10 protein-coding genes are annotated in these 13585 nt (G+C 37.2%); 1 reads left to right on the top strand and 9 read right to left on the bottom strand.

Annotation, left to right across the window (positions count from 1 at the left end):
• Nucleotides 1-33 precede the first annotated feature (33 nt).
• The 3 genes from ACQFX9_RS10830 to ACQFX9_RS10820 form a co-directional block, all read right to left on the bottom strand.
• A complete protein-coding gene (locus ACQFX9_RS10830) occupies nt 34-1377 on the bottom strand; it encodes an ArnT family glycosyltransferase (protein WP_427162005.1) in 1344 nt (447 codons plus the stop codon).
• Between the two features lie 48 nt (nt 1378-1425).
• Nucleotides 1426-2568: a Gfo/Idh/MocA family protein gene (locus ACQFX9_RS10825; RefSeq protein WP_427162004.1), complete on the bottom strand. Its 1143-nt coding sequence runs from the start codon at nt 2566-2568 to the stop codon at nt 1426-1428.
• Between the two features lie 127 nt (nt 2569-2695).
• Nucleotides 2696-3691 carry a glycosyltransferase gene (locus tag ACQFX9_RS10820; protein WP_427162003.1) on the bottom strand — a complete coding sequence of 332 codons (996 nt, stop codon included), beginning with the start codon at nt 3689-3691 and terminating at the stop codon, nt 2696-2698.
• A gap of 727 nt (nt 3692-4418) precedes the next feature.
• Between ACQFX9_RS10820 and ACQFX9_RS10815 the strand changes: the two genes are divergently transcribed.
• Nucleotides 4419-5471 carry a glycosyltransferase gene (locus ACQFX9_RS10815; protein WP_427162002.1) on the top strand — a complete coding sequence of 351 codons (1053 nt, stop codon included), beginning with the start codon at nt 4419-4421 and terminating at the stop codon, nt 5469-5471.
• Nucleotides 5472-5485: 14 nt separating this feature from the next.
• On the opposite strand, the gene ACQFX9_RS10810 is transcribed toward ACQFX9_RS10815, so the two are convergent.
• The 6 genes from ACQFX9_RS10810 to ACQFX9_RS10785 all read right to left on the bottom strand — a co-directional run bounded on the left by ACQFX9_RS10810 (nt 5486) and on the right by ACQFX9_RS10785 (nt 13175).
• Complete coding sequence (locus ACQFX9_RS10810; protein ID WP_427162001.1) at nt 5486-6694, bottom strand: O-antigen ligase family protein; 1209 nt, start codon at nt 6692-6694, stop codon at nt 5486-5488.
• Between the two features lie 145 nt (nt 6695-6839).
• Nucleotides 6840-8027, bottom strand: a complete 1188-nt coding sequence (locus tag ACQFX9_RS10805) for a glycosyltransferase (RefSeq protein ID WP_427162000.1) — start codon at nt 8025-8027, stop codon at nt 6840-6842.
• 62 nt (nt 8028-8089) lie between these two features.
• Nucleotides 8090-9295 (bottom strand): glycosyltransferase family 2 protein, encoded by a 1206-nt coding sequence (locus ACQFX9_RS10800; protein ID WP_427161999.1) that lies wholly within the window; start codon nt 9293-9295, stop codon nt 8090-8092.
• Between the two features lie 22 nt (nt 9296-9317).
• Nucleotides 9318-9890 (bottom strand): serine O-acetyltransferase, encoded by a 573-nt coding sequence (locus tag ACQFX9_RS10795; protein WP_427161998.1) that lies wholly within the window; start codon nt 9888-9890, stop codon nt 9318-9320.
• Nucleotides 9891-9961: 71 nt separating this feature from the next.
• Nucleotides 9962-12145 (bottom strand): GumC family protein, encoded by a 2184-nt coding sequence (locus tag ACQFX9_RS10790; RefSeq protein ID WP_427161997.1) that lies wholly within the window; start codon nt 12143-12145, stop codon nt 9962-9964.
• A gap of 223 nt (nt 12146-12368) precedes the next feature.
• Nucleotides 12369-13175: a WecB/TagA/CpsF family glycosyltransferase gene (locus ACQFX9_RS10785; RefSeq protein WP_427161996.1), complete on the bottom strand. Its 807-nt coding sequence runs from the start codon at nt 13173-13175 to the stop codon at nt 12369-12371.
• Nucleotides 13176-13585: the final 410 nt, after the last annotated feature.

Raw genomic sequence — 13585 nt, 5'->3', positions numbered from 1 at the left:
TTTGGTTTCCAATATGAGCAAGTGGCGTGGGCTTTAAACCCTTTTGGCAGAGGGCAAGAATTGTCTTTTCTTCCTCCTGTCTCCTGCCTCCTGTCCTCTGTCTTTCTTCGGTAAAACTTCTAAAGACGGAAACAGTAAAGACAAAACAAGTAAAGAACTGAGAGTCAAAATACCTAAATCACCTGGCTGACGGAAACGCCAACTTCCCCAACTAATTAACGCCACACCAGAAACAAAAATAGGCAGAGTCCAGAAACGAACCAAGTGTCTTACATACTCTCGGAAACGAACCAAAGATATGATGCTCAAAATCAAAGCAATGACAGTGGGAATACTACCTAAAAGAGTTTGTTTATCAACTTGTAAGGGATAAAAACCCCACATATAGAGTAACTTAGCACCTTGCAAATATAGTGCTGAACCAGGATGCTGAAAAACCCAAGCTAAACTACGTTGTTTTAAGAGTGTGTCTTGTTGTGGATAAGGTAGCTTGAGTTCTTCCTCGCTGAGATAACCAGTTCTATGCAATGGTATCCACTTACCAGGACCTTCCCATGTCATTCTCCCATCCGGCGCGCTCACAGATTGATATCCTTTTTGAATCAATGTGGGGTTGAATCCACCAGCAATCGTTTCTCCTCCATTAGCACTGATGATGATAGGTACTCCTGCATTAGTTGTCATATAGATTGACCAAGGTAAGACAACTAGAAAACATCCTCCAAACAAGAATATTGTTCTCTTCAAAGCTTTCAACCACTGAAGTTCTTCTAAAAAGACAATCAGTAAAACAAAAGGGATGAATAAAAGATACATTGGTCTAATCAACATACATAGTCCAAGCAGGACTCCACACAATCCCCAATGTCGCCAATTTCCCTCTGACTGATTCTTTTGGAGTATCGAACCCTTTGGCAACAGAATCAAAAGGGATGTAAAGATGGGTAATGCTGTGGTTTCGCTATAAAGGGATCTGCCATAGTAAATATATGGTGGCCAAACAATCGTCAGCACACTTACAACTACTGCTAGTAAATTGTGACCTGTAATCCGCCGCACCAGCAGATAGGTGAGTGGGGCTGTGAAGCTAAATATGACAGTGGTAAGTAATTGAGTTGCCTGGAAATTGTCAAAAGTAATTAACCTAAATATGGCCAAGATTAAGATGTGACCTAGAGTGCGTCGGGAATTAAACTCATAATGACCCTTGAGTAAATCACCTGCATAAAAATAATACTCTTGCTCATCTTGGTCAAGCAGACTCGGTTCTGTTTTCAGGGGAATTAATAGCAAGCTTACACCAACTTTGAAGGCAACTGATAGTGCAAGTAGTAAGAGGAATAAGTATTTTGGTCTAGCTAGTTTCCTGATTAACATTTATCTAGAAATTGATTTTTTCAAGAAAATGGCGATTTTTTTAATGAATCATTTAGCCCAAGACATTGGCTCTATTGACTCAAAGGAAGTTGTCATTTTATAAGTGCAACCCGTCTCTAAGGCGTTTTGTATTGCCAGCACAATTTCATTGTTATGCAAGGAAAATTCTGTGGACAGTCGGCAAGGTCGATTGTGAGCAATTGCCTCTGCCATTTCTGCCACACCCCGACAAAAATCCATTTGCTGCGCCCCTCTGTATCCTAGTTTGGGAGCTTTTCTCACCAATGGATATCTTTGTTTCCAAACACCCTCTAGTCTTTTTCTGCCAATATTGAGACTACGACGGATATAAACTGGCGCGCCATAATACCAGGAATCATGAATTCCCAGAATACCGCGATCGCCAATTATTCTAAGAGAGTGATCATGAGGCGCAACAATACTGCACGTTAGCCTCGCCACTACACCAGAGGCAAATTTGATGCAAGCAACAGAAAAATCAGGTGCGTTAACATCTAAGGGAACATCTGTTTGTTTATCAGGAATAAGACAGGATGAGAAAGCTGTGACTGTTTCTGCGGGTCCAAAAAAGGCCGTTAGCCAAGTAACATAATAACCAGCGTGTTCTAAAGTACAGCCAACCTCAAATTCATCTTTATAAGGCCAAGGAATACCTGATTCACTTACCCATTTTTGGTAAGGCATTTGATGGACTAACCCATCGTCCATCTCGGCATAAACCAGCCGCACTGTACCGATTTGATTTTCCCGCAAAGCCTTCCAGACTGTTTGGGCTGTTTCACTCAAAAGACTACAGGGAGCAGAAGCCAAATACAAGCCTTTTTCTGTCGCCAAATTTGCTAATTCCTGGGCTTGCCACATTTCCATTGCTAATGGTTTTTCAGAATAGACGTGCTTACCGGCTGCTAAGGCAGCTTGGGAAACAGCATAATGACTGCTGGGATTAGTCAAATTTAAGACTATTTCAACTTGGGGATCTGCTAATAGTTCATCTAGTGAATGATAAATCTGTGAAATGCCATGATAGTGAGCAAAATTAGAGGCGCGATCACTAATCCGATCCATTACCCCTAATAACTTTAATCCTGGATGAAATGGTAAAGTTTTGAGATAATAGTCAGCAACAAATCCACAGCCCACAATAGCAATTGATTTTCTATATGTTTTCATCTCCTTAGATTTCCTCAGTGGGGAAAACTTCATGGTAAATTTCTCGAATGGCTTAATGAGAATAAACTTTTTCTTGCTTGCCAACCAAGATAGAAAATATTTTGAGTGAAATGAATTTTCGCTCTATTTATGTGGCATTTTTATATTCAATTATGGTAGTTTTTTGTTTCAGTAATTGCGAAATATGAAATTGTATTTGGCCTTGGACTTGCGGTAGCTTTCCTAATATACAAAATAGAGAGTAAACAATGGCATCTTCTGAAGAAAATCCTCGTTTGAGAATGTACTGATAGATGCGGTACGCTAAAACGCTATAGGCAATTAATAATAAAATTATGCTCACTCCCTTAGTTGGCCACACAGCAATAACAGCTAATAATGGCAAAAGCAAACCCCAAAACCAAATACTACGACTTTCTTTTACCCAATGTCTTTCAGATATAGCACCGTGCAACCAAGATCCCTCTGCGTAGGCATAACCTCCTCTTTGCGATCGCTTCCACCATTGACTGAAATGGGTCATCCTTGCATCATGCCAAGTCATATCCGCGTCTATACGCAAAATCATACCGCCTGCTTGACGCAAACGCACACAAAGTTCTGGTTCTTCACCTGCAATTAGAGTTGGATTAAATCCTCCTACATTTTTCAGTGCGCTTACCCTGATCATCGAGTCTCCACCACAAGCTTTAGTTTCGCCTATAGGAGTATTCCATTCAATATCACATAGACGATTGTAAACAGAGTTCTTGGGGAATTCTTCTTTGCGTTGACCACATACAACTACAACATCAGGCCTAGCGATTAGTTCACTGACTGCTTTGGTCAACCATCCCTCGACAACTCGACAATCACCATCTACAAACTGAATAAATTCAATATTTGGTTCTATTGTTAGTAGATGTTCAAAACCTACATTTCTAGCACGAGCAGCAGTAAATGGAAGAGACTTATCTAGCTCTACTACATAGACGCCAAGAGACTGCGCTAATGCCACACTACCATCAGTTGAACCAGAGTCTACGTAGACAACCCTTATTCCTTCACCCAAGACGGATAGTATACAATGATGGAGACGATTTCCTTCATTGCGTCCAATGACAACAACTCCTATTGACTTCACTCTTGACTCCTTAAAGGATTGAATTGAATTGCTCACTAAATAAATATGGTGACTTTAGATTAAATTATCTTTAACATTTGGATATTCTAATTTTTATGTGTTCTTACGTTTCCGTTACTTGCGATTTTTAAATCTGTGATCATTCAAATAGCCACATTGAATTATACGCTAAAACTTTCATTTCAACTATGAAAATTTCTTTTTAATTATATTTCAAGACCTGTTATTTTAATAGACAGATATTATTCTTTTTCAGGGGTATTAATGAATTCATCTTCTTTTTACAAGAGCTTATTCAAAAATAAATATAATTACCTTTCATGCAAAAGCAAGATATAGTGTGTATTCAACTTCATTTCATAGACTAAAATCAATTTATGTCTTTGGTGAAATCCATAAGTATTAAGCGCGACTTAATAGAAAAAATTGCTGATTATGTAGTAGTCTAGGTAGAGGTACTTTAAAAAGTGAGGTATCGTAATTTCAATTGCATTTTTATCCTTTTCAGGTTTCACTTAGAAATGAGGTAGGCTAGACAATCTATTTTCCTCAACTTTCCCAAGATATGCTTAGACTAAAGTAAAATTATTTGATACGACATCACAGATTTTTGAAACATACTCTTACAGTATTGCAAACTCAAAAGCAAATTCTTAACTTGTTTAAAAAGACTTATAACTAATGTATCTTGCACGAAGAAATCTGCATCATTGAGAGTTTATTAACTATGGAAGAAATTCTTGACCCTCTACCTTATCCGGTGACTTTTGTGTGTCGTTATCCCAAAAAGTGGCCAGAGTTGTTTTCTCAGAAGGAAGATTTGGTCTTAAACCCAAATTTTTTTCATGAGAGAGTAACTACTAATGAAGATTGTTGGACTGTCATGACTTATTTGCATTTAAAGCAACGCCGCCTGAATGTGCATATTTCTGATCGCTTCATTCCAGGAGAAATTTGTGTAGTTAGTGGTTTAGATTTTGGAATTCGGGATCGCACTTTTTCTTCTTTTATCGTTGCTTGTCGTAGTGATGGTTTTAATCCTGCTCTGTCTGACTTTACCATCGTTCAAAATCGGTCGCAAGTCAAATCTGAAACTTCTGTGTTTATCCATCATTGGCCTCAACCTGGTTTAATACCCCGTTTTCGAGAACGGGGTCACCACATCAAAAATATTGTTTTCAAAGGAGATGTTATCAACCTATATGAGTCGTTTCGTTCTTCACTATTTTGTCAAGAACTCGATAAACTTGGAGTCAAACTAGTAATTAGTGATAAGCCAACGAACTCCGCAGTCTACTGGAATGATTACAGCGAGGCTGACATAGTTTTGGCTGTTCGCGATTTAACAGAGAAAGATGCTCTAGTTAAACCAGCCAGTAAACTTATTAACGCTTGGATAGCAGGTGTACCTGCATTGTTGGGACCAGAACCAGCATTTCGTGATCTCAGGCTATCACCACTAGACTATATTGAAGTGACAACACCTGAGCAAGCACTAGCAGCGATTCAACAGCTTCAGCAAGATCCCAACCTTTACAAGCAAATGATTGCAAATGGAATTAAACGCTCTGAAGAATTTACTGTAAGCTGTATTTCACAACAATGGCGAGATGTTTTAGCAGGTCCAGTAGCTCAGAAATATACTAAATGGTGCCAACGCCATAAAACAAGCCGGATGATAGAGTTTATTTTCAAGGCATTTCAGCAAAAAATATCCATCGCTGAGGCAGAATACAACCGTAAACATGGTTATCACATGATTTCCGGCAAAACTACATAATCAACATTTTTAGCCTAAGTATCCCTTTTAAATAAAGAGAAATTAGTGGTTATGAATAATACCCAATACACATTAGCAAGTCGGAGCATATAACTTTCCGTCATATTATTCATAGCCAGAAAAATTATGAAAGCCATAGGAAACATCGCCTCTGGCTTCTTAGTTGCATAAGCTAGTTTTAATGCTCGAAAAAAAGCTCTAAAATATATAATTAAAAAAATTACTGCCCCTACAAAACCAACATCAAGGGCTACATCCAGAAAACCATTATGAGCATGAGGTGCAACAAAACCAGCACCTACAGCAGCACCAACTTCATGACCGTATGAAAGCTGTGTAGACCAAAATGCACTACGCCCAAAACCGAGTATAGGTTTAGACAGAAGCTTTAGTAAAGCACTATTCCATAGTATCGTTCTTCCGGTTAAAGTAGGATCTTTACCCAAACCAGTTAGGAGTGTTACCCATTGAGAAATAACTAAAGTACCTACACATGACAAAAACATAATCCCAATATCCAAAAAGACTACACTAATCTTTCCTCGCCAACGAAATTTACGGTAGAAAGCCAAAATTGATATAGTTAGAAAGTATATAACTAGAGAGCTTTTGGAAGTACACAGCAAAATCATCACAAATAGAAAAGAAATACCGATCCACTTGTAAAGGCGGTCAACTGATGTACTAATTGGTAGGAATAGAAATGCTAATGAGCCAATGACCATCATACTACCAAAAGTGTTTTTGTAGTCATATATTCCTTTCCATGCTCCTGGATGATCTAATCCATGTATACCGATACTAGGTATGGCTAGCGCATAAATAGTGCTTAATAGTGCTCCTATAAAAAATGTATTGGCAATTAGTTTTACTTGCTCTTTTAAGCTGAATCTTGCAGCAAAATATAAACCGAACGCAGTCATGTATAAAACATCACGGTTATCTTTGAGGGTTTCTGTAGGAATCTCTGACCACAGAAATGACATAAAAACAATTACCGTAAATACCCAAAATAGTCTGTCGCTATAAACAATACGTAAGTATTTTTTGCGATGTAAATAAATAATGATAAATGAGATAAGAAAAATAGAATACCTGATAATAGTTTGAATAGAACTTGGAATTAGTGCTACTCCAAGAGATATTTGTACACCTATCGCCCCGGAAAAAAAAGTGAGTGCTAAGATCACAAAGCACTTCTCTAGGCATCCTACTTTCTTCATAGTTTTAAAGTATTATTGATATCATCCTTAATTAGATTTACTTTATTCTGATTTCCTAAACTGTAAAATTTTATATTAACTCTTAGTTAAATCTTTAGATAAGAAAAATACGAAAATACAAATAAAAAATTAATTAATTAATTAATTAATTAAAAAGGCTATCATAAATTCCTGAGTTCAGTCGATGTTGTGATAGCCAACTTTGGTTCTCTGATGAATTATTGAGCCAACGAGCAATTAATTCAGCCCATTTGACCGATATCTGAAGTCGTTCCCATGTTTGTGGAGAAGCTTGAGAAATCTTTTCGTATAGTTCTGGATGCTCAATCAGTTTTTCTAAAGAAACAGCTAGCAGTGTTGAGTTACCAGCAGGAAAAATCATCGCGTTAATGCCATGTTGCAAATTGTTTTTAAACATAGGATGGTCTGAAGCGACTATGGGAGTATGCACACAAAGAGCTTCATATATCGTAAAAGGGCATGCTTCGGGGTATTCATGCCTACTTGGCACTAAAACAACATCTGCATATTTCATCAGATTAATTACTGTTTGATTAGGCACAATTCCCACAAATTTAACACTGTCTTCAATATTTAGTTGTTTGACACGTTGAATGAAATATTGAATTTCTCCACCACCAGCTATCTGTAAATTGACTTTGAATTTTTTGGCTTTTAATTTTGCAACAGCTTCTATGATATCGCCAACACCTTTAACTTCAGTGACTGCGCCAACATAAACTAAATTCCATATATCTGTATTTGATTTACTCTTCTTGGGAGAGAAATAATCAGGTGTCACAGCATGAACCCAATCATAAGGAATAATTTTATCAGGATTAACTCCTATACTCTGGAGAGATAAACACGCGTTGACACCATGATTACAAACCCAGACAATTTGTTTATGATTTAATAAACGAGCTAATAAGTAATTTTTTATCTTGTGGCGTAACCCATGTGTTAAAAAAGAATCAGCTAGTAGACATAGTGTGTGAATATTATTTTCAATTGCCCATTTCAAGATACTTGGAATAGGGGCATGAACTACTATATGAGTAGGCTTCTGTTCAGCAATTAATTTGATTAGTGCGCTTTTGTCTTTGTATGGGTCAAGTGCTGCACCCACAGATCGTAATTTCTCTTGAAGCAATTCATTGTAGGACTCTTTAGTTCGGCAACAAAGCAATGTAACTTCTTCAATCTGTTTACTAATTTCAATAATAGAATCTACTACATATTTTTGAGAGTGATAGGTTTCCGTACCATTTTGGCGCAGACGATGAAAAGCTTCACGATAGTCACCACTATACTGCACTATTAATAGGCGCATGAATGAGACTCCAAAAACTCCATATTTAATGTTTTAGAGGGAAATTATAGGATATACAGTGTTTATGCTAAGTCACGATCTGTCCGAATCCACAAATTTTGAGGCTTAATTAAAAACTTGAGGTAGAGCGGAATTTTCCAAAGAATATATAATGGCACGGCTAGGAGTTGCAACAGAGGCAAATCAGCTCGGCCAAATTTCAACCAAGTGTTGACAATTGCACTCAATAACAGTACACCTGCTATGCACGCAATGTTTGCAGGCAGCCAAGTTCCTGCCACGAATGCAAATACTAAAGAAGTAGTTATTAGCAATAACCACATCAAAATTAATAGTGATAGAGGCGGGATACATAAATCTAGTGCGCTGAGTAATAGATCTAGCCTTCTTTGATTAACTGATGCCTGAATAAGTTTAGGTACATAAGTGAGTATAGTTTTTAAATGACCATGTTCCCAACGTGTTCTTTGGGTTTTAACAGCTTGTGCTTTCTGAGGTAGAACTGCTGTTACGTTAGCTTCTGGACAAAACACAGGTCCATATCCAGCGATAGTTAAATCCAAGCCAAGTTTCATATCTTCGACTATGTAACTACTAGCTAAATCAACTGTACGAATTACAGTCCAAGGGAAAGCCATACCTGTACCAGTTAACAAACAAGGAATTCCCAGTTTTACTAAACCCAACAGGCGCACATAGTTTTTGACTTTGAAAGCGAATGCTGACACCGATTCTTTGGGACTAGGATGACTAGATTTGGCAATTAGATATGTTGCCTGTACAGGTCTATTTGTGGCCAGTGCATACTGAATTAACTTATCTATTGCTCCTGACTCGACTTGACAATCAGCATCAAAAAGAACAACTATATCAGGTGGATCTGACTCAATAAACCGCAAACCATAATCTAAAGCATAGCCCTTACCTCGGTGAGTGGGATCATGACGCTCAATTACTGTAGCACCAGCTTGTCGAGCAATATCTGCCGTGGCATCTGTACAGTTATCTGCTATAACGACTAGTTGATTTTGCATTTTTAACTGCGATTGAATCGTCGCCAGGGTTGAGTGAATTACGTTCGCTTCGTTGTGTGCAGGGATCAGGACTGTTACATTTTTATCTTGTCCATTATCTTGACTTACTAACTTCATTGGTAGTAAGAGAGATGCAACACACTCGATAAATAAGACTACACTTAAGAACAGTAACCCTAAAGTAGCTACTAACACAACACAATTAATAAATAAGTTTAAGTATTGATTAATCATTTTTCTATGCAGTGTAGATAACTTATTTTTGATCAGCTGTCTTGATGATTCTTGCAGGTATGCCTACAGCAGTGGCTTCTGCTGGGACATTTTCCAAAACTACAGCATTAGCACCAATATTTGCACCATCTCCAATGATCACGTTGCCAAAAACTTTAGCTCCAGCACCAACATTAACCCTTTTACCCAGCTGCGGTGCATCAAGGGGACGATCAAGATAACGGTTACCTAAAGTGACACCTTGGCGAATGATGCTATCGTCACCTATGGAAGAGTATCCATGAACTATAATTGCTCCTTGATGCTCAATAATTACACGGCGACCAAGTTGCACGGTGTAGGGTAATTCAATACCATAGGTATTACGAACCTTACGATATAAAATTCCATAAAGAATACTGAAAGGTGCACGCAAAACCTTTGGTTGAATACCCATTGCCCATACTCCAAAGCGGTGAATTGCCACAGCTCTAAACCCTGGTTTCGTCCAGTCTTTACCATGAGCAATCCAATCTTCTTGAATTTGATGCCAAAGGTTTAGCTGAGGAAGTTGTGTTTTGTTGATCTCTCCTTCCAACTCTAGTAGTGTGCTCATAATTTTGATAATTTTGGTTATTTTGAAAAAGTATAATATTTTAGCTGGCTTGGATCTGAGAAATTAAATTTTTACACGATATCACGAGAGACCACTTTTTCCACGCTCTTGTCTACGGGAGGACTCTGGTAATAGAAGTAGTTAGGTTCTTGAGAAATGTTGACGGCATTAGCCACAATACCTAAAACATTCACTTCAGAACGCGAAAGTAGAGACTTGGCAGCATTGACACTTGTGGAATCTACCACACCGATTCTGGCTACGATTAAGACTCCGTCTGCTAGTGTGCTCAAAACTGCTGCATCGGCATTACCTAGTAATGGTGGTGTGTCAAAAACTATATAGTCATATTTTTGCGATAATCTCTCAATCAAGAACTTCATTGCCTCAGAATCAATCAAAGCCAAAGGGTTAGGAGGTATCACACCGCTTGTTAGTACAGATAGATTTTTGTTGACTGATTGTACCGTGTCTAAGAAATCATCTTGCTCTACCACAACATTACTCAAACCTTTGGAGTTGATTAAATTCCATAAGTGGTGTTGAGAAGAACGACGCATATCTGCATCAATCAACAATACTTTTCGCCCTGTCTGTGCTATGACAGCTGCTAAGTTAGCCGCAACTTCTGACTTTCCTTCTCCTGCAATAGAACTGGTGATGGCAATCGTCCGAATTTTTTTATCCAAACTAATAAACTTTAAATTAGCCTGAAGCATCCCAAATGATTCATGAATTATTGAAAGCGGGGAAGTTTCGACGATCACACACCTCGTAGCTTCATTTAAGGTATCATCTCCAGAGTTTGATATCTGATTCTTACTATTATCAATAGTAGGAATTAGACCTAGTAATGTATAGCCAAACAAATCTTCTGCTTCCTTAGCTGTCTTCACTCTTCTATCGATAACGTCTAATAAAAATGCTGCTGCTACCCCAAATAATAATCCCCCAACTACTGAGCCTATCAAAAGCATCGTTTTCTTTTTGCCAGCTGACGGACTGCTATCAACTTCGGCATATTCTAATATGCGAGCGTTACCTATAGTTTGGCTTTCAATTATTTTGATTTCTTCATATTTTATCAAAAGGGTTTCATAATTTTTTTTGGCAATTGATAGTCTTTGTTCTAATTCCCCTTGGCTTTTTTCTAGATTTGGTATGGCTGCTAGTCGTTGATCATAAAATCTTTTAAGACTAGATAAAGATATAATTTTTCGCTGTAATCCTAAGCGTTGCGACTGTAATCTTCCTAGTTCTAAAGATAACTGACGCTTGATTTCACCTATTTGTAATTTAGCAGAATCAGTTGGTATGTAATATCCCAAGTAATCAGTTGTTCTTTGCTCTAGTAGTGATTTCAATGCAACTTCTTGATTTTTCAAATTAATAATAATTGGGTTGGCATCTGTATAACGAGTTTGTTGTATCTTTAACTGAGTTTGGATTTTTTGTAGTTCAATTAAAGCTTCTTGGACACCGGAAGCTTGGCTAAGAGAAGAGATATCTACAGCTTTATCTGCTGGTAAATTTAATTGGCTAAGTATTTGTTTTTCTCTAGTAACAGTCTCCGCAAGTTGAGCGCGCGCGTTGTTCAATTCGCTGTCAATATCAAGTGTATTTTTTACTAATCCACTACTTTCTTCTTGAAGATTGACAAACTTATTTTGCACTTTAAACTCTAGCAGCGATTTTTGCGCTTCCTCTAATTCTTTTTTTGCCCCTGGTAGTTGTTTAGCTATAAAGTCACCTGCTGCCATTACTTCTGAGCGATTAGCCAAAATATTATTGGCAATGTAAGACTTCATCACTTGATTGACTACTATTTTTGCCAAATTGGGATCACTGGATACGTATCCTACTTTTAGCCCATCTGTTCCGACAATGGGTTCAGCCTTAATGTCAATCGATTCTGGTTTTAACAGTTGACCTTTTTCATCTTTAAGATTGAGCGTCTTAATTACTTCTTCCAATATAGGTTTAGACTTGACTAACAAGGCTTGTGTGTCTAGCGGATTAGTAGCTATTGATTCTAAGTCTCCTACTTTACCACCAATACCCGTCAAGGAAGAGGTTCTATTCATTTGAAATAACAGCTTGCCTGTAGCTTCATAGCTTTTTGGTTGCTTAATGGTGATTACTGTGCCGATTGTAGCAAAAACCACAAGACAACCTGCGATCACTAACCAGTGTCGTTTTAAAACCAGGATATATTTTTGGATGTCTATTTCTTCTACAGAGTGTTGTGTCTCCATATATGTTTGCATATTTTTGATGTGAATACTTAATCACCATGATACAACATCTAATCTTGTATTAGGTTTTAATCAGAGGCTAACCTGCTAAGTCATCAAGCAGAATCATGATGTTTTCTTCACAATTTTTTACCAGACACTAAAATCTTACTTTGGTTTTTGTCTGCTTGTAAAATTTTGGCTAGATAAGCACTCCTGATGATATGTAATCAATCTAAAAATTTTACTGTTGCGTACACTCTGGATCATTCCAATTATTTAACTGCAATGTTTGATCAGCTAACCAAGGATTCTGATAAATCCGCAGCTTTTGTTGTAACACTAATAATACAAAAGGTACAGCATCAAACAAATATCTTTTCCACAGCCGTTTTGGTTCACTTACAAGTCGATAAAGCCATTCCAATCCAACTTCGCTCATCCATTTTGGCGATCGCTTGACTGTTCCTGCTTCAAAGTTTATTGTTGCACCAATCGCTAAAAAAACTTTGATATTTTTGAGTTGCTTTTTATATTTAGCAATCCACATTTCTTGTTTAGGACAGCCTACACCAACTGCTAGAACTGTCGCTGTTGATGAATTAACCATTTCGACAATTTCTTGGCATTCTTTTTCATTTTTCTCAAATCCGAAAGATGGTGAATATGCCCCCACAACTATCTCTCTTCCAACTTTAGCGTTAATTCTTCCTTGTGCTTTTTTTGCTATCTCAGTTTCAGAACCCAACAAAAATATTTTGATGTTTTCATCATTCTTATAATAGTTATAGAAGGCGGGCAATAAATCTGAACCTGAGATTTTTTCTTTAATTGGCGCACTTAGGAATCGAGAGGCATACATTAATATTTTGCTATCACATACTATGTAGTCGGCCTCTTGATATACAGAATAAAAATCTGGTTGTTTTTGTAAGCGTGTAATGTGGTTTACATTGGGAGTAAAAACAACACCACCATGTTTCAATTTCTGTAACAACTCCATCATAGTTAGGTTGTCAATAGTCACGTTCAGCACCTTAGTCTGTTGCATAAATACTGTAAAGATTGCTAATTATTGATCGCACATATTTACTGTCTAGCCAAATCTTTTCACACTTATAGTAATTAAGAATAGGAATATATCACCACACACATTATTTTTAACGGCAGATTACAAAAACTAAATCTGATGATAGGGATTGTGGCTTATATTTCTCAATCGTTCATACTGGGAATAGTTTCATCTAAACCTCAGTATTTTCCCTAAAATTATACCACATTCACGAAATAAATCTTCTTTGCTTTGCCTGAAATTGACGCTATTTTAATAAAACTTTATTAATTATGGCAGCAAGTCTTTAAATTAACTTGAGAATTTCACTCCCAAGTATTTAATTTACATAAAAATTACATTTATGAATTTTTTGTATTTACTTAATCAAATTAATATGGACAAATTTT

The sequence above is a fragment of the Aliinostoc sp. HNIBRCY26 genome, assembly GCF_050235535.1.
Lineage (GTDB): Bacteria > Cyanobacteriota > Cyanobacteriia > Cyanobacteriales > Nostocaceae > Trichormus.
Note: the sequence above shows the minus strand (reverse complement) of the source record. Positions and strands in the feature narration are given on the sequence as shown.